Origin of the sequence: Bacillus sp. GMa5/1 (genome assembly GCF_050172015.1) — a bacterium.
Taxonomy (GTDB): Bacteria; Bacillota; Bacilli; order Bacillales; family Bacillaceae_G; genus Bacillus_A; species Bacillus_A cereus.
The window spans coordinates 1-18162 of the sequence record NZ_JBNLYC010000092.1; the positions used below are offsets into that span (position 1 = coordinate 1).

Here is an 18162-nt window from a genome sequence, read left to right on the forward strand (position 1 = left end):
TAAAACAACTACTCTATTTTACTTATGAACAAGCATTATCCTGCTTATTCCCAGTCGTTATTTTCTTAACACTAGCCCTTTCAAAAATCGTTTCAATCCCAGGGTTATACCGCTACGATTTCATACTCATCGTATGCCTTCTTATGCAGTGGGTTATGTACAAGACTGGCCTTGAGACGAAAGACGAATTAAAAGTAATTACTGTCTTCCACCTCATCGGCCTTTTACTAGAAATATATAAAGTTCATTTCGGTTCATGGAGTTATCCGGAAGAGGCATATTCAAAGGTTTTTGGAGTTCCACTTTACAGCGGCTTTATGTATGCAAGTGTTGCCAGTTACATATGCCAAGCGTGGAGAAGATTGCATTTACAAATGCATCATTGGCCGAAAGCTATTTTTGTAATACCTCTAGGAGCACTGATTTACTTCAATTTTTTCACACATCATTTTCTATACGATTTTAGATGGTTCTTAACGTTACTTCTATTCATCGTTTTCTTTCGAACATTTGTGGAATTTTCATTACGAGGCGTTACATATAAAATGCCGCTCGTTCTCTCCTTTTTTCTTATCGGATTCTTTATTTGGATTGCAGAAAACATCGCAACATTTTTCGGTGCATGGCAATATCCAAACCAACGGGAAGCTTGGAATCTCGTTCACTTAAGTAAAATCAGCTCATGGTTTTTACTCGTTGTTATTAGCATTATGATTGTTACACAACTCAAACATTTGAAGCAGTTGAAAAGATAATACTGATTATATAAAAATAGTTAGCCCATCACTCATTAGAGGGTGATGGGCTTTTTTTAGTAATATTTTTTAAACCGTCCTTATCAAAGGAGTTATAATTTACAATAGCATAAGCAGTTGCACATTATGAACTACTACTAGCTGAAGATGTTGCTACAGATGAAGCGGCAATCGTTGCCATCATAGCTGCCTGTTGTGCTTGGATGAGGACTTCTATCATTGTTTGTAAACCTGTGTTGGTAGCTTTACTTTCCTCACCTTTCTGACTTACGAACAGTTGAATAGCAATAAGAATACTCGTATCTGTATGCCAACGGAACAATTTCTCCCCTTGCAATTTTTCAATCAACGCTTTAATAGAATGAATCTCTTTTTCACCATCCTCAAGTAACGCTAATAGTCCGATAGCTGGGTAATGCATCTGTTTCGCTTTTACCTTTTCTTGCTTTAACAAATTCCATATGTTTGTGCATGTTGCAACTAACATTTCTTCATGGACATCCTTCTTTAGTGAAAGAATATGACTTAGGAATTGAAGATCATTCCCTTTACGAAAACCAGCTTTCGCTAGTTTCTCATAAAGACGTTCCACTCGGTCCATAAGCGTTTCTACATTCTCTGATTGTCCTGCTAATAAAACCGCGAGCGGATAATCATTTGTACCTGTAAGAAAAAGATGATCCTCTTTCATACGTTTATATACTTGCATCGAACGCTGAATGTGCGTGCCATGTTGTTCATTATCTTCTGTTAAAAGCACAGCTGCTGCAAGATAAGTAAATATACTGCGGCTAAAGCCACCAGCGACCAATTGTTCATATAAATATAAAAACTCCCGAAAAGCTTTCTTGTAATCTGTAAAGTGAATATCCAATGTTGCCGCCACTACAAAGCGATGATAAGACTTTAAATATGAAAACATCCCTACCTGATTTTTAATATAACTACTAATTTCTAAAAAACGTCCGAGATCAAACAATTTATCACTACCTGCATACATAGCAGCAATCATCATACCTGTTCGAGAATCACTCGTTTTCCATTTTAATTCTCCCTTTAACTGTGCATATGTATGTTTATATTGCTCCAACTTTTGCTCTAATGTAATCATAGTATTCACCCCTATTTCTAGTTCTTCTCTATCATTATACTTATATTCCATATTTAGGAATACTACAATTAATAATCACACCATAAAAATTATAAAATCCTCTTATCCTTCTTCATCAGCATCACGATGATAATCCCTAATCCTTCAAGAAGTTAAACAAAAAAGGTAGATAATAATTTATCTACCTTTTTTGTTTATATCATTTAACATTACACCTGTATTGCTTGTTATATGCAATTAAGACTAAAGAGCTTTAATAATACGTTCCATCGCCTTCATTTGTCCAATATGATCTGCTTCATGATAAAGCATCATACCGTAAAGCTCACCAACTGTTTCTAGTCCTAGGAACGGCTCTGGCAGTTTATTTTCAAATGCTTTTGCTGGCATTTCGTTAATACGTTTTTCTTGTTCTTTTAATTGGGCCATTAATACTTCTAATGACGGTCCTTCTGTTTTCCATTTAGATGGTCTTGATCCATATCCAAACATACCTAGATATTCCGTTGGTAATTGTTTGAATTCTTTTCCAAACATGAAAACTTCTGCTGCCGTTAATACATGACCGATATGCCAACGAATTGTATTGTTAAAACCCTCTGGCTGCGTATCCACAGTTTTATCATCTAGCGTCTCCATAAATTTAAGTAATGCCCCGCGCGTTATTTCAAATTGTTTTAGACCAATTATTCTATTCATTTTATCGTTCTCCTTCTTCATGTACATTTTATTATGAACTAAGAATGTTCAATTCATTAAAGTTTCACTTTGTTTAATCTATCAGAAACAATGAAGAAATACATCTAATATGCTTAGTAAAAATAATAAAAAGGTTCACCTCTCGTACATATAGAATTACTTATTACACAAATAGTTTAGTAAATAAAAGAGGAGTGTTAATTTCATGTTACATGTTTTAAAACAGCAATATAATCTTATTAGCTCTACAAGAGAAACTCTATTTTCGTTTTTGGAAGAAATCCCAGTAGAAAAATTACATAGCACAGTTCCTAATTTCGGGAGCGGTAGCATTATAAAGACTCATATTCATGTAGCCGATTGCTACCGATACTGGCTTGGATCATTCGCATTTAAACAAAAGCGAGTAGACTTTTCATTTGCTAGCGATTACGAAATTGAGCATGCAGATGTGAAAAAAGTTCGCGCTAGATTTAAGTTAGTAGATGAGACTGTACAACGTTTTTTAGATGAATACAATGACCGTTGGCTCGAAAATATTGCAAATGAAGTAAAGTGGCAAAAAGAGCCTTGGAGTACAACTCCGCTATGGCTTTTAACTCATACGGAAACTCATGAGTTTCATCATAAAGGACAAATTGTATCAATGGCTAGGCACCTTGGATATACTCCTCCTGATACAGACCTTAGTTAATACATTCGTGTTCATTTCAAAGCGGAATGAGCAGCAAGAATAATAGTATGATCAAAAAACTCGTTGATACATTTTGTTGTGTATAAAACTTTTATTATTTGTTTTAGGTATACCATACCATTATAAAATTCATGTAACATCGAATTAAGGTTCATATTTTTTATGTAACTCATTGAAGAAAGTTTAAGTATTTATACATTCAATTACTAACTAAAGGAGAAAATTATAATGAGATTAGAGAGCGAAAGAATTTATTTAAGGCCTCTTTGCCAGCTAGATGCTCCTATTATATTAGAAAGTACAATGGATGATGAAATAAGATATATGACTGGAACTAAGTCCACTTTTTCATTGGAGCAAATTACGAAACATATAGATCATATAAATAATGATTCAAGTCGCTATGATTTCGCTATTTGTTTACAAAGTACTGAAGAGATGATTGGAGAGTTGTCGATTTTAGATATCGATGAGGAGAACAAAAGAGCAGGATTCAGAATATCAATGCTTTCAATAGCATTAACAGGACAAGGTTATGGAACTGAAGCTATTAAAATAGTTTTAAGATTTGTTTTTGAACAACTATCATTAAATCGTTTACAGTTAGAAGTATTTAGCCATAATTTACGCGGAATTAAAGCTTATGAAAAAGTTGGTTTTGCAAAAGAAGGAACCTTACGTCAATCTTTATTTTATAACGATACATACTCAGATGAAATTATTATGGCCATACTTAAAAGCGATTATATAGAGAGACCTTTGTAAATGAATGTACTTAATCTATTAAACAATTTTAAAGAACCTTACCACAATAAAATGCAGTAAGGCTCTTTCATTTTTATATCAAATAACAGCTCTTAAAACATGTATAATCGTATCAATACCAAATAGTCTCCGCATAATTATATGCATCACTATTCGGAATTGCATGTTTCCCCTGTGCTTGTGCTTTTCTTGGATCTAAATCATATACCATTGGCGTATAGCATGATGTTTGCCCTTTATTTACAACACCATTTCCTCCAGCACTTCCGCAAGTGTATGCCTTTCCATCTGTTTTTCTAACAATCCTTGCATCAGCTTCATTATTATAAACTGCCAGGCGAGTTACAGTAACTTTTGCCCACGCTGTTTTACACGTCGTGCTAAATTTTAATTCCACATAAGAATTTGAATCAATCCACTTCTTTTCTTTCGTTACTGCTGATTGATCACAACTATTGTAATACGGACTTTTCCCATCATACGAATGGTCTTCTGCAAATGCTTTATCATTATTGGTCGTACTAAACACACTAGTTACGACGAGCAATGCCAGACAAAGACATGCGCTTACCTTTTTAATAAGTTTCACAGGATTCCACTCCTTTATTAATAACGTCCAGTTTTCCCGTAACCATTATTAATCGTCACTGCTTCGGCATCAGCTGTATAACCAAAATCAGCAGTTAAATCAAACACCATTCCTGTATAAGTGCTCGTTTGCCCCGTTTTAATTGCTCCATTACCACTATTAGAATCTACTGATTTTTGGAATACACCATTTTTATATTTATTAATAACAGCGTAAGCATATACTCCTCCAGAAACAGAAGGTGCTGGTTGATCTAAAACAAGCTTAGACCATGCCGCATGACATGTATTACTGTAACGTAAATACACTGTTCCTACTTTTTTACTACCTTCATAAACTGCTGTAGACTTTGCATTAAATCCATCTGCATCACATGTTGTACTTCCCCCGTATACTTTCGTTGTTGCTGGATTTTTTCCGTCATAATAGCTACTCAGATCAGTAGCTGCAAATGTACTTTCTTGAAAACTAAATAATACCCCTACACTCGCTACACTTAACACACATACTTTCATTAACTTTTTAAACATTGTAAATCTCCTCCCTCAAAATAAGTACGTTTACTAAAGACAATCTCCTCCCTATGTACGCCCCTCCTTTCATGCTGCCTAGAGGCATCTTACAGAAACGAATAAAAGTTGTAAATTCCCTTACGATTATTGGAATATACGAAGAAATTTACGTATCCGTCTAAGAAAAAAAGTTGAGAAATACACATTTTATAACATCCTTTATTTCAACTATAAAAGAACCGATACTTGTTACATGCAAGCATCGGTTCTTTTATACAAAATTGCCATTTTTTCTTTTATATAAAATAAATATTTCTCCACTTAATCTGTTGTAAAAAACTCCCTCGTTACATCAATAAATTGCTGCAGTGGTGCTGTCATCCATTTATCTTTATGCCAAGCAATTTGTGTATAAATTGGAGGTATTGTTTCGTTTAACATTAACTCCTTTAACGTCCCTTCCCGTATATCTTTTTCTACTACTATCGCTGGTAAAACGGCTATACCTAAATCTGCAATAACACATTGTTTAATTGCTTCCACACTAACAAACTCAATTTTATTTGCTGGATATAGATCTTCCCCGCGAAATAGCTCTTCAAATAAAGTTCTATATGAGCAGCCTAATTCTGTTAATAAAAGTGTTTCACTCTCTAAATCTTTTATAGAAACAGTAGTCTGTTCAAGTAAAATATGCCCTGGAGCAGCTACTACTTTTAATTCTTCTTTCATAAGTGGTTCCACATGTAAAACATCTTCTGTTTTACATTCGTCCAAAATAAATGCAAGATCTACTTTTCCCTCCATCAATTGTTCCTTCGCATCTTTATTGGAATGTGCTGGTTTAAATATAAGCTTTATTTTGGGGAATTGTATTTTAAACCTCTTTAATATAGAAGGCAGTCTGTATGTACATTGACTTTCTTGTGCACCAATTATTAACGTACCTGCTATTTCCTCATCATCTTTCACGGCCGTCTTTGCTTCGTTACTAAGTGCGATTATCTTGTCTGCATATAGTTGAAACTTTCTTCCTGCTTCAGTTAAGAAAAGACGTTTCCCTAATCTCTCAAATAGTGGTGTACCGAGCTCAGCCTCTAACGTTTTAATTTGTGCTGTAACGCTCGATTGAGCAAAGTTTAATTTCTTCGCAGTTTGTGTAAAGTTCAAAGTATCTGCTGCTACTTTAAATGTAATTAATTGTTTTATCTCCATTTATCATCCCTCTTTTTCAATCGATATTTCCGATTGATTTCATCGAAATAATCCTCTTTGTCTATTGATATTTATATTGTATGATAAAGAGCATCGACAAACAATAAAATGGAGGTATTCCATATGAAAGCACTTTGTTTCGAAACATTCGGAGATGCTGATGTACTTCAATATAAAGAAATCCCTGATCCAATCATTAATCCAAATGAAATTCTTATCCGCACGAAAGCAATCGGTCTAAATTTCGCAGATATTTATAGACGCCGTGGTGATTATCACCTCGCTGGTAACCCTCCTTATATATTAGGTTATGAAGGCGCTGGTATCGTTGAAGAAGTAGGTGCTAACGTTACTACTATCAATCCTGGAGACCGTATTGCATTTGCTGACGTTCCATTCGCAAATGCAGAATTAGTTGCCGTTCCAGCAGAAAAAGCAATCCCGCTTCCAGATTCAATTTCTTTTGAAACAGCCGCTTCTATCTTATTGCAAGGTCTAACGGCACATTATTTAACGAAAGATAGCTATCAAATAAAACAAGGTGATACAGCTTTAGTCCATGCTGCGGCTGGTGGCGTTGGTCAACTTCTTATTCAAATGATTAAACTACAGGGTGGAACAGTAATCGGTCTTACGTCATCAACCGAAAAAACCAAAGTAGCCACGTTAGTTGGGGCTGATCACGTATTTTTATATACTGAAAAATGGCATTCAAAAGTACTTGAAATAACAAACGGTACTGGAGTAAATGTTGTATATGAATCAGTAGGCTCTACACTTGAGGAAAGTTTTAACGCTACTAAAATCGGTGGTACTGTCGTATTTTACGGAATGGCCGGTGGTAATCCTGCGCCCATTGATCCACGTATGCTTATGGATACTTCGAAAACTTTAACTGGCGGAGACCTTTGGAACGTACTTACTACTTTTGAAGAACGTAAGCAGCGCTCTACTCAATTATTTGATTGGATCGCTACTGGAAAATTGAACATTGCAAGTCCTACTACATTCTCTTTACAAGACGGTGCCCGTGCACATGAATTATTAGAGAGCAGAAAAAGTACTGGGAAGATTTTATTGATCCCATAATTCATAAAATGAAAAGAAAGCTAGATTAAAATTTTGTGAAGACCTATAGTGAAAAAAATTGATAAATGAAAGGACATAACATATTTTATATAACTAATATGTTATGTCCTTACTTCTTCAAATAACGATCCCATGTATCACTCGAATAATTTTTGAGCTCTTTTCTCAATTAAAACTCCCTTTAATTGCATATGTTCTTTTATTTGTATATTGCTAGAAAATTATCATTTTTATTTATGAATAAGGCTACGTACCGATTTAAGCTAAAAACTAGATTTTGATCCTATAACAACAGTGGCATCTAATTCCTCATCTCTAGTCACTTTCGTGGTAAGCCCAGCACCAGCAAAGATTTCAAAAGTCTGAGTTGCCTGCATTTCACTCGTCTCTATTAAAAGATGCCCTCCCGATGCGAGCCAGAGAAATGCTTCTTTTGCTACTCTCCGCTGAATGTCGAGTCCATCCTCTCCTCCGTCTAGCGCCATTTTCGGTTCATGTAGACGGGCCTCCTGTGGAAGCAGCTTTATTGTCTCGGTAGGAACATAAGGTACGTTTGCAACTAGGGTATTCACATGGCCTTTAAGTGCGTGAGGCAAAGCTTTATACAAGTCACCTTCAAAAACATGGCCACCGAAATTTGTTACGTTGCGGCTAGCACATCGTACTGCGACAGGATCAATGTCAACAGAATACAATTCAATTCGTCCTAAAGCTGCCGCCAGAGCTACACCCACAGCACCTGAACCGCAACATAGATCAACGACGATATCACCAAAGCATAACAGAGCTTCTGCTTGGCGAACAAGAAACTCGGTACGTTGACGAGGTACGAAAACACCTCGGTCCACTTCTATCCGCAACCCACAAAATTCTGCGTATCCAACAACATATTCAAGTGGCAAACCATTGGCTCGCATTTCCACCATTCTCTTGAGCTCCTCTGGAGTTCGGGCTGCTGAAATAAGTAACCGGGTCTCTTCTTCTGCGAAAACACAACCCGCGCTCTGAAGTCTGTTAATTATACATTTTTCCGTTTTATTGTCCAAAAAGGAATTACATTCTTTTCCTATTTATCTCACCACTTTTTCTTATTTATAACCCTGTATTCGCTAAAAATTGGATGTATCCTTTTTAACAAAGTGGTCCTATTCAAAAAAATACGCCCTTATTCAATTAAATGACCCGATTGTTGAACAAAGAAACGTTCTACACAATAGAAAGTTTCATTATAATATCCCAATATAACCTTATAAATGATGCACTAAAAAATAAAAAGGAAGCTAGATTTTACTAACTTCCTTTTCTTATATCTATTTAAGATAGTATTATATTTCCACACTTTCTTTCCCTTTTGCAACATAACTCATATCTCCAACCGACTCCACTGTGTATGTTCCATCTTGATATACAATCTTCGTCACGCTAGCATTTTCCACTCCAAGTTTTGTTTTGCTACTGTCTAACATTTCTATTAAGGTAGTAATCAAAAGCCCATGAACGACAACTAAGACGTTACCGCCACCATTTCCAGCAGCTTCTTCACTAATTTTATCTATCTCTGTTTTTATACGAGTAGAAAACAATTCCCAATCTTCCGCCTGTTTTGTCGGATCTGCTACTCTAATAAGATTAATCACTTCTTGAATAGAAAGCTTCAAGAGTTCTTCTGGTGATGCAACGCCTGCAGCTTTTCCAACCACATCCCACATATTCTCAAGTTTTTCACCTTCAAAAATACCGAAATTTAATTCTCGCAAATCTTTTCTTTGCTCAAGTTTTAATTTTGATTGCTCACTATATTTTAATACTAAATTAGCAGTTTCAATTGCGCGGCCGCTATCACTACTATACGCATTCATAAAATGAATATCTTTTAATCCTGTTCCTAAATTTGTGGCAACTTCAACACCTCTTTCTACTAAAGGAGAATCTGCCCAACCTTGCGCGCGATGATTCGTATTTAATATTGTTTTACCGTGTCTTGTAACATATAACGTCACTACATTCTCATTGCTATGTGTTTCTCGCTTATTCATTTCATTCTCTCCCTTTACGTTTCTATATCAATTTTACCACCTCAATTATTCATTGAGCAAAATATACGTCAGTAGATCCGCTTAATAAAAAAAGCTATCTTTCTGTATATCCATACAAAAAGATAGCATCTTTTATGATTACATTTCTTAACCGGTACTCCTATTCAGCAAAAGCACTCGAATATTGTACAATTCCTTCTACACCTCGAAGAGAATTTTCTGTTAATTCCATTATCATAAATACCTCTTCAGGCACTTCAAACGGTGCTTTTACATTCCACTCACTTGCTTTCTTAAAACCAAATTTCGGGTAGTACTCTGGATGTCCTAATACTACAACTGATCCGTATCCAAGTTGTTTCGCTTCTTCTAAAGCAGCCGTAATCAGTTTTCCACCAATTCCTTTCTTCTGATGGCCCCTAGCAGCTGAAACTGGTGCAAGTGCTAACGATTCTACAGAAGTTCCATCTTGTTCTATCGCAATTTTAGATAACATAATGTGACCGACTATTTCCTCATCTACTGCAACGATTGATAACTCTGGAATAAATGCGTCACACTCTCTAATACGTTTTACAAGTTCATGTTCCTTTGTATCACTAAACTCTTCATGTAAAAATGCTTCTTTTACAACTTCTTCTGTTTTTCTATAATCATTTTTTTGTTCTTGTCTAATCGTTACCATTTTAACTTATCCTCTATTCTTTCTTATTTCTTTTTGAATTTTACGAAGTGCTTTTTTCGATCCGCGCTCAATATCGTGTTGCATTTTCCTCTCTTTATAATCGACAAATAGTGTATTTAAATCGTATCCCTCTGGATATAACTCCTTCGCTGCTACCTCTAAAGTAATACGTTTTACATTTACTTCAACGAATTCACCGTTATAATATACAACGACGTTATAAGAATTATCTTTTTCCTTATAGATGATACCAAAATCATCATAATCTAATAAATTCACACGATCGCCGATTTTGTACTCATAATGAAATTCTCTTTTTTCTTGTACAAATTTCGGTTTTCTAATTTTACTTTCATTCACTTTTTCTAAAGCGTACTCTTTATTTCCCATGTACTCTTTCGCTCTTTTCAGCACATGTTCTTTTACGCTCATTTTATTCGCAATCCAAAGTGCATTACTTTCTCCTGATTTTCCGATAACTAATTTATAAAGCGGCTCTAGCGTTTCACTATTAAACTGCATCGCTGCATTCATAAAGTCATCGTGCATTTCTGAGAATCGTTTAATTTCTCCGTAATGCGTACTCGCAACGGTAATACATCCCGTAAGGTACAACTCTTCTAAAATAGATATTGCAAGTGCTGCACCTTCATTCGGTTCTGTACCGCTTCCTATTTCATCAAATAAAAGTAACGTATTATTATTTGACATCCTCATAATCTCAGAAAGATTTTTCATATGAGATGAAAATGTACTTAATGCGTTTTCGATACTTTGATTATCACCAATATCTACAAATACATTTTCAAAAATAGCGATTTCTGTACCTTTATCTCCTGCAATATGAAGACCTGACATTGTAGCTAATGTTAACAATCCAATCGTTTTTAACACAATTGTCTTTCCGCCCGCATTCGGCCCTGTAATAATTAAACTACGATACTCTTGACCAATTTTAAAATTTAAGGGTACAACTTGCCCTGTTAAAAGCGGATGCTTACAATTCACTAAATGAATGTAGCCATGATCATTTAACTTCGGTTCTATTCCATCAATCGATTTACTAAACTTCGCTTTTGCAAATACCATATCATACTGACTAATTAGCTCCATATTAATCTTTATACTATAAATGTTTTCTAACACCATTCCTGATAAAGTCGCTAAAATTTGATATTCTTCAACCGCTTCTTCTGCTTTCAAACCCGCTAGTTCCGCATTCAATTTCGTAACCGTATGCGGTTCTATAAATACAGTAGAACCTTTTGCCGAGGCTTCAATAATACTTCCAGCAACTTGGTTTTTATAGGAAGATTTAATTGGAATCGTATAACGGTCATCCTTTTTACTAATAAAGAATTCCTGAATGAATTTCTTATTTGCACTACTATTTAAAAACTTCGTTAAACGTTCTTTTATTTTCCCATCTACAGAATCGATATTATTTCGAATTCGTTTTAACTCTTTACTTGCAGCTGCATCAATACTATTTCCTTTAATTGAAAAGTTAATTTCCTCTTCAATACTTTTATATTCAGTCATTGAATTTGCATAAGAAGCTAATACTGGTGCAAAAAATTCTTTATCTAACATAAACTTTTTAATCTTTCTACATCCGCGTAAAAAGTCTGAAACACTGACTAATTCTTCTGGATCTAAAATCATCCCTTTTTCTAATTTTTGAATTGTACTAGCAATATTAGAAATGCCGAAGAAAGGAACATGCCCTTCTGCATCTAATATAGCTCGTGCTTCTGTCGTTTCATTCAACCGATTTCTCACTACTTTTATACTCGTACTCGGCTCTAATTTGTTTAATAATTCCTTACCTAATCCACTTACACAATAAGATTTCACTATATCCTTTAATTCGTTATATTGTAGCTTTTCAAAAGTCATCGTATTCATTTTGTTTCTCCTCACTATGATTGATTTTTATCATAAATGAAGATACCTACTCATTAGATTCCAATGAGTCATATATAAAATTCCATAATTATACAATAAAAATATATACAAAAAAGCTGCGGGGATACCGCAGCTTTTACATTTACAAGGCATTTGTAATAACATATGAGGAAATAAGCCATAAAAAATAGATGGCAGTCCCTTATTACACGCTTTATAAAGTATTGTAGGTATCTTCATAGGTTTTGAAATAAATGCATGACAAAATTAGGGGTATGATGTACATAAAAATCCCCTGGTCTTATCCGATTTATTTCATTAAATTTTTCCTATTTAATACCTACCGCACTCACAAAAAGCACCTCTCATTAATTTATATTATAGTCATTGAAATCTAATTTATTGAAATCATCATACTATATGTTACGTGAGAAGTAAAGGTGTCATACTTTTATAACTATACAGAATGTAAAAAGGAAGAGGAAAACTTATATTTCAGTCTACCTCTTCTTTTTCATCACCAAATTACTGCTGAACATATATGGAAACTGATCCTCCACTTACTTGGAATTGTCCCCAACCATCCTTATTAATTGTTACAGTATTTGTTTGATTACCCGTAATATCGTACCATACTTCACCTGCGTTATTCTTCCCAACATCCATCCACTTTGACCCTCCTGGTCCATCAGAGATTAATGTTGCTAAACCAGAATTAGCATGTACACTATCACCTTCTCTTGTCCAGCCAATCACATCTGGATGATCAAAATAATCACGCTGCGTACCATATGCAAAGTTTTTTCGTGCCGTCAAAATCGGATCAATTTTATCCTTTAACGCTGGAATTTCATAGTTACTATTTCCTTTTGTACCATAGTAATCACCATAGAAAACAGAAGGATACCCCTCTGCACGCGTTAAAATAAATGCATATGCCAGCGGCTTGAACCAAGGGCTCACTACAGATTCCAATGACTGACCAGGCTGTGAATCATGATTTTCAACTAGAGTAACCGCAAGTGTAGGATGATTCGCAACTACCGTTCCTTTTAAAATGTTTCTCATATCATAATTTCCATTTCCTGTTGAAGCATAATGAAAATTATAATGAAGTGGTGCATCGAACACAGATTGATTATAATTAACCTTCGCTAAATAATTATTTAAAGTCTGGATATCATTTTGCCAATATTCAGCTACTGTAAACATTTCTTTCCCTGTTTGCTGTCTAACGTGATTTACCCAATCGCGCAAGTATTCATGATCAATATGTTTAACAGCATCTAAACGAAAACCATCTAAATTTAATTCATTCGCATACCACGTTCCCCATTTTTTCATTTCATTCGCAACATCTGGATGATCAAAATCAAGATCCGCATACATCAAATAATCATAATTCCCATTCTCGCTAGACACTTCCCAGTCCCATGCTTTACCTATGCCCCTAAATTTATAAATTCGGTTTAATTTCCTTCCTTCATCCCAATCCGTTCCATCAAAATGATACCATTTCCATTTGAAGTTAGAATAAGAATCTCCACGCCCTGGAAAGTTAAATCCCGTCCACGCACTAATTTCATAATCACCTGATACTTCAATATTCCGATTGCTCGGGTCTACCTCAACTGCTGTGACAGTTTCTGTATAATCAGCCCCACCTTTATGATTCATAACTACATCACCGTATACATTGATGTTTTTCTTATGTAAAGCGTCAATTGCAGACTTCAATTGTGCTTTCGTCCCATATTTCGTCCGCACTGTTCCCTTTTGATTGAATTCCCCCAAATCATATAAATCATATGCTCCATATCCTACGTCATTTTGCGTAGTTCCTTTATATGCAGGTGGTATCCAAACAGATGTAATTCCTTTTTGCGCTAAATTTTCAGCATCAGTACGCAAACGATTCCAATGATCTCCATCATTCGGAGCATACCACTCAAAATACTGCATTAACGTTCCATTGTTAACTGTATCTGCATATGCTTTACTCCCCTCATATATACTAGGTAAAAACATAACAACTGACAATCCGACTATTGTTATTCTTTTAAACATCTGTACACCATCCCCTTCCAAGAAAGCGTTTGCATAGTTTATCAGAATTATTATAATATTCGTCCCACCGTTAGTAAAGTAGCAATCTCTCACTCTCTCATATTATTTTTAATCTAATTTCAAATATTCAACGTAGTTTTAATTTCACATCCTATTCAAGATTGTTTACAATTTACCTATAAAAGCATAACGGAGGGATTTCGATGACAGACTTTCAAAAACAATTTTTCGCACGATTACATATAGAAGAAAAAGACACAGTTTCATTTGAAGATTTATCTAACATTATGTACGCAATGGCACAAACTGTTCCTTTTGAAAACTTAAATATTCTCGAAAAGAATTTTAAAGAAATATCAAAAGAAAATTTGAAAGAGAAAATTTTAGTAAATAACCGTGGCGGTCTTTGTTATGAACTCAACCCTACTATGTATTACTTCCTGAAAGATTCTGGATTCGATGTTCATCTCGTTTCAGGAACAGTTTATAACGCTGCAAACTCCATATGGGCTGTTGATTCTGGCCATATCGCAACCGTTTTAACACATCATAATGAACTTTATTTAATTGAAGTAGGATTCGGATCATACTTACCTCTTGCCCCTGTCCCTTTCTCAGGTGAAGTCATTCACTCTATTACAGGAGATTATCGTATTCGTAAAGAAATGACCGAAAAGGGAAACTACATTTTAGAGATGCGGAAAAACAATGAGTTCTTGGATCAATCTTCTGCTGATGATTGGACGTTAGGCTATGCATTTTATATAGAAGAAGTGGATGAAGAAAAAGCAAATACAGCACAAAAAATTATCGTTGAACATGAAGGATCACCCTTTAATAAAGTACCTCTTATTGTAAAACTAACTGAAGATGGGCATGCCTCTTTAACGAAAGATAGCCTTACAGTAGCAAAAAATGGTAAAAAAAACGAAAGAAACCGTTACAGACATGCAATATACAAACCTTTTACATTCAAAATTCGGAATTACACTATAAGTAAGTAAGCCTTGTTATTTTAGCAGGGCTTTTCAATTTTCAGCAGGGATTTTTTGCAATTTGTTGTATTTCATAGTTATATAGAAATATAACTACATGTTTAGAAAGGAAATGATTATGACAGAACTTAAAGATCGATTACAAGTAGCTGATATAGAAAAATGGGATTTAACAGACATTTACCATACAATTGAAGATTGGGAAAGTGATTTTCATAAAATTGAAGTATTAACGAAGGAATTACACGAGTTTAATGGAAATATTCACGATGGCAATAGTTTATTAGCTTATTTAACGAAGAGTGAAGAAGTTTCTAGCATAATATCTTTAATGTTCGCTTATGCACGATTACAATCTGACCTTGATACACGCGATACTGACGCGCAATCTCTTGTCGATAAAGTATCACAATTACACGTGAAAGTAAGTGCAGCGAAATCTTTCTTTTCCCCCTTCTTACTTAGCATAGACGAAAACACATTACATTCTTACATAGAAGAAACAGAAGGCTTACAATATTATAAAGAAGACTTATTTGAATTATACCGTTATAAAAAACACGTATTAAATAAGGACCAAGAAGAAATTTTATCACAAATGGGTGAAGCTCTTTCTTCTCCACAGCACACATTTGGTATGTTAAATAATGCAGATATATTATTTGGTGAAGTGACGACTGACGATGGAGAGAAAGTGAACTTAACACGCGGAATGTATGCAAAGTTAATAGAAGATACGAATCGTGAAAAGCGTAAAGAAGCTTATAAAGCATATTACAAACCATATGTTCAGTTAAAGAATTCCATCGCATCTACTTTATCCGCTGCTATTAAAAATAATGTTACTGTTTCGAAATTAAGAAACTATCCATCAGCGCTAGAGAAATCATTATTTGGCGATATGGTTCCGAAAGAAGTATATGAAAACCTAATTGATACAACGAAAAAAAACATTCAAACATTACATACATACAATGAAATTCGAAAAGAAAAATTAAACGTAGATGAACTAAGACAATACGACTTAGGCGTCGATTTAGTAGAAGGTGTAAAACAAGACATCCCATATAGTGAAGCATTTGACATTATGATTGCATCACTAGCTCCTTTAGGAGAAGAATATATTGAGACATTAAAAAGTTTTAAAGATAAAAGATATATAGACGTAAGAGAAACACCAGGGAAACGTTCTGGTGCTTATAACTTCGGTGTATACGGCGTTCATCCTTTCATTCTTTTAAATCATCACGATGATTTAAACAGCCTGTTCACTCTTACTCATGAATGCGGTCACGGTATGCATACGCACTATTCACATGGATACCAACCAAGAATTTCTGCACATTATTCTATCTTTGTCGCAGAAGTCGCTTCTACAGTAAATGAAGTGTTATTAATTCACTATTTATTAAAAGAAGCAAAAGATACGAACGTGCGTAACCATTTAGTTAACCATTTTATTGAGAAATTTAAAGGTACTTTCTTTACACAAATTATGTTTGCAGAATTTGAAAAAATCACACATGAAATGGCTGAACAAGGTAAACCATTACATGCACAAGTCTTCAGTGAAATTTATGAAAAGCTATTTAAAGAATATAACGGTGATTCACTTGTATTTGATGAAGAAGTAAAATACGGATGGGCTAGAATCCCTCATTTCTATCGCCCGTTTTACGTATACAAATATGCAACTGGATTCGCATCTGCCATTCAAATCGCTGATAAACTATTAAGCGGTGATCCGAATGCTCAGAAAAATTATATTGAATTCCTTAAAGGCGGAAGTTCAGACTACCCATTAAACTTATTGAAAAAAGCTGGCGTCGATTTAACAACGCCAGAACCGATTGAAAGTGCATTGAAACAATTCACTCAACTTGTTGAGGAGTTTTCAGCTCTATAAAAAAGAGCCTCTCGCTAGAGGCTCTTTTTTATATTCCCTTTCCTTCTATTAAATCATTCGCCATTTTCCTAAATTCTTGATTAAATGCATCATTCATACCATTTTGGACGTTAGAAAATAATATGACAAACATTCGTTTATCCCAGTTAAAATTATTAAAAGTGTTCCAGCCAGCTAATACACCGTGGTTATGATAATAATCTGGGTAAATATAGAAACTAAATCCATATTTTCTTGCAGGTGATGCAGAAAACATATCTGATACACTTTGTTTAGAAAGTAGTTTACCATCCATAATAGCTTCATCTAACTTTTTCATATCTTCAACAGTCGTATACATTTCACCACAACCATACAGCCAGTTCATTTTTAAGCGAGGTGTGGCTATTAACTTATTATCTTTTTTCGTATACCCTTCTGCTAAGAAAATATCTTCTGGGAGTGTTGCGCCCATTCCAGATTCATGCATTTCAACAGGATTCAAAATATTTTCTTTCACATATTCAGCAAGTGGTTTATTTGATATTTTTTCTACAATATATGCAAGCACCATATAATTATAATCTGTATATTTCCATCCTGTCCCTGCTGGAAATTGTAACGTTTGTGCCCCAATCCACGTTACTAATTTTAACCGTGATGCTGCGTCAACACTACCTTGTCCCTGTTCTGGTAATCCAGACGTATGTGTTAACAAGTTTCGTAACGTAATGTTTTTATCTGCTGGAAACGATTGGATATATTTATTTACATTGTCTTCAATGTTCAACTTCCCTTTTTCTTTTAGTTGCATAATAGATATTGCAACAACTGTTTTCGTAATAGAGCCAATGCGATATTTCGTTCTTGGCGTTGTTAGTACTTGATCTTTCACATTCGCATAACCGTAGCCTTTTCGTAAAATGACATGACCTTTACTTGCTACAAGAACACTCCCATTAAATCCTTTATCTTTTAAGTACTGATCTAGTTTTCCAGCTGCAATTTCATAACGCTTTTTCTCATTCGCATCAATTTCCTGCTTAACATCTTTTTGCTTACTATTTACATTAGAAAATGCCTTTGCATCATATTTTTTTCCTTTATTTGCATGTATTAGTGTAACAACACTTCCACAAAAAACAGCAAAAATAAAG

16 protein-coding genes and 1 pseudogene are annotated in these 18162 nt (G+C 34.6%); 6 read left to right on the forward strand and 11 right to left on the reverse strand.

The features are described 5' to 3' along the window. Positions 1–755: DUF817 domain-containing protein (locus ACQGSG_RS19060; protein ID WP_426947822.1), on the forward strand; the 755-nt coding region annotated here is incomplete at its 5' end. A 124-nt stretch (positions 756–879) separates the two neighbouring features. Here ACQGSG_RS19060 and ACQGSG_RS19065 read toward each other — a convergent pair. Continuing rightward, complete coding sequence (locus ACQGSG_RS19065; protein ID WP_142340674.1) at positions 880–1917, reverse strand: DUF4003 domain-containing protein; 1038 nt, start codon at positions 1915–1917, stop codon at positions 880–882. A gap of 192 nt (positions 1918–2109) precedes the next feature. Then, entirely contained in the window at positions 2110–2586 is a 477-nt protein-coding gene (locus tag ACQGSG_RS19070) for a DinB family protein (RefSeq protein WP_325842454.1), read from the reverse strand. Between the two features lie 184 nt (positions 2587–2770). On the opposite strand from ACQGSG_RS19070, the gene ACQGSG_RS19075 reads away from it, so the two are divergent. Together ACQGSG_RS19075 and ACQGSG_RS19080 are read left to right on the forward strand one after the other, a co-directional pair. After that, positions 2771–3259, forward strand: coding sequence for a DinB family protein (locus tag ACQGSG_RS19075; RefSeq protein WP_000903460.1), 489 nt, complete (start codon positions 2771–2773; stop codon positions 3257–3259). Between the two features lie 228 nt (positions 3260–3487). Further along, the gene (locus ACQGSG_RS19080; protein ID WP_001235431.1) at positions 3488–4024 is read left to right on the forward strand and encodes a GNAT family N-acetyltransferase; all 537 of its coding nucleotides are present in this window, start codon (positions 3488–3490) and stop codon (positions 4022–4024) included. 112 nt (positions 4025–4136) lie between these two features. Here the strand turns inward: ACQGSG_RS19080 and ACQGSG_RS19085 are convergent, their stop codons facing one another. From ACQGSG_RS19085 to ACQGSG_RS19095, 3 genes are all read right to left on the reverse strand, one after another. Continuing rightward, positions 4137–4613, reverse strand: coding sequence for a DUF2690 domain-containing protein (locus ACQGSG_RS19085; protein ID WP_000767004.1), 477 nt, complete (start codon positions 4611–4613; stop codon positions 4137–4139). Between the two features lie 17 nt (positions 4614–4630). After that, positions 4631–5143 (reverse strand): DUF2690 domain-containing protein, encoded by a 513-nt coding sequence (locus ACQGSG_RS19090; protein ID WP_000473748.1) that lies wholly within the window; start codon positions 5141–5143, stop codon positions 4631–4633. Between the two features lie 303 nt (positions 5144–5446). After that, positions 5447–6340, reverse strand: a complete 894-nt coding sequence (locus ACQGSG_RS19095) for a LysR family transcriptional regulator (RefSeq protein ID WP_000403875.1) — start codon at positions 6338–6340, stop codon at positions 5447–5449. A 123-nt stretch (positions 6341–6463) separates the two neighbouring features. Between ACQGSG_RS19095 and ACQGSG_RS19100 the strand changes: the two genes are divergently transcribed. After that, on the forward strand, positions 6464–7429 hold the full coding sequence (locus tag ACQGSG_RS19100) for a quinone oxidoreductase family protein (RefSeq protein ID WP_000645261.1): 966 nt from the start codon (positions 6464–6466) through the stop codon (positions 7427–7429). A 263-nt stretch (positions 7430–7692) separates the two neighbouring features. On the opposite strand, the gene ACQGSG_RS19105 is transcribed toward ACQGSG_RS19100, so the two are convergent. The 5 genes from ACQGSG_RS19105 to amyS all read right to left on the reverse strand — a co-directional run bounded on the left by ACQGSG_RS19105 (position 7693) and on the right by amyS (position 14125). Then, a complete protein-coding gene (locus ACQGSG_RS19105; RefSeq protein ID WP_002196763.1) occupies positions 7693–8475 on the reverse strand; it encodes a putative protein N(5)-glutamine methyltransferase in 783 nt (260 codons plus the stop codon). Between the two features lie 279 nt (positions 8476–8754). Then, on the reverse strand, positions 8755–9465 hold the full coding sequence (locus ACQGSG_RS19110) for a histidine phosphatase family protein (protein WP_001042057.1): 711 nt from the start codon (positions 9463–9465) through the stop codon (positions 8755–8757). Between the two features lie 160 nt (positions 9466–9625). After that, entirely contained in the window at positions 9626–10150 is a 525-nt protein-coding gene (locus ACQGSG_RS19115) for an N-acetyltransferase (protein WP_325842455.1), read from the reverse strand. 6 nt (positions 10151–10156) lie between these two features. Beyond that, entirely contained in the window at positions 10157–12058 is a 1902-nt protein-coding gene (locus tag ACQGSG_RS19120) for an endonuclease MutS2 (RefSeq protein ID WP_098926271.1), read from the reverse strand. Between the two features lie 525 nt (positions 12059–12583). Then, complete coding sequence (gene amyS, locus ACQGSG_RS19125; protein WP_000476404.1) at positions 12584–14125, reverse strand: alpha-amylase; 1542 nt, start codon at positions 14123–14125, stop codon at positions 12584–12586. A 203-nt stretch (positions 14126–14328) separates the two neighbouring features. Between amyS and ACQGSG_RS19130 the strand changes: the two are divergent. Beyond that, positions 14329–15121 (forward strand): annotated as a pseudogene (locus ACQGSG_RS19130) (arylamine N-acetyltransferase family protein). Between the two features lie 117 nt (positions 15122–15238). Further along, positions 15239–17026, forward strand: a complete 1788-nt coding sequence (gene pepF, locus ACQGSG_RS19135; protein ID WP_098327194.1) for an oligoendopeptidase F — start codon at positions 15239–15241, stop codon at positions 17024–17026. Between the two features lie 28 nt (positions 17027–17054). Here the strand turns inward: pepF and ACQGSG_RS19140 are convergent. Then, a partial coding sequence (locus ACQGSG_RS19140; protein ID WP_426947828.1) for a serine hydrolase domain-containing protein occupies positions 17055–18162 on the reverse strand: 1108 nt, incomplete at its 5' end.

Excerpts from the sequence above, each read along its gene's own strand:
- amyS (WP_000476404.1), bottom strand. The coding sequence starts at position 14,125 with ATGTTTAAAAGAATAACAATAGTCGGATTGTCAGTTGTTATGTTTTTA.
- ACQGSG_RS19070 (WP_325842454.1), bottom strand. The coding sequence starts at position 2,586 with ATGAAGAAGGAGAACGATAAAATGAATAGAATAATTGGTCTAAAACAA.
- pepF (WP_098327194.1), top strand. The coding sequence starts at position 15,239 with ATGACAGAACTTAAAGATCGATTACAAGTAGCTGATATAGAAAAATGG.
- ACQGSG_RS19095 (WP_000403875.1), bottom strand. The coding sequence starts at position 6,340 with ATGGAGATAAAACAATTAATTACATTTAAAGTAGCAGCAGATACTTTG.
- ACQGSG_RS19115 (WP_325842455.1), bottom strand. The coding sequence starts at position 10,150 with ATGGTAACGATTAGACAAGAACAAAAAAATGATTATAGAAAAACAGAA.
- ACQGSG_RS19100 (WP_000645261.1), top strand. The coding sequence starts at position 6,464 with ATGAAAGCACTTTGTTTCGAAACATTCGGAGATGCTGATGTACTTCAA.
- ACQGSG_RS19110 (WP_001042057.1), bottom strand. The coding sequence starts at position 9,465 with ATGAATAAGCGAGAAACACATAGCAATGAGAATGTAGTGACGTTATAT.
- ACQGSG_RS19120 (WP_098926271.1), bottom strand. The coding sequence starts at position 12,058 with ATGAATACGATGACTTTTGAAAAGCTACAATATAACGAATTAAAGGAT.
- ACQGSG_RS19075 (WP_000903460.1), top strand. The coding sequence starts at position 2,771 with ATGTTACATGTTTTAAAACAGCAATATAATCTTATTAGCTCTACAAGA.
- ACQGSG_RS19090 (WP_000473748.1), bottom strand. The coding sequence starts at position 5,143 with ATGTTTAAAAAGTTAATGAAAGTATGTGTGTTAAGTGTAGCGAGTGTA.
- ACQGSG_RS19080 (WP_001235431.1), top strand. The coding sequence starts at position 3,488 with ATGAGATTAGAGAGCGAAAGAATTTATTTAAGGCCTCTTTGCCAGCTA.
- ACQGSG_RS19065 (WP_142340674.1), bottom strand. The coding sequence starts at position 1,917 with ATGGAATATAAGTATAATGATAGAGAAGAACTAGAAATAGGGGTGAAT.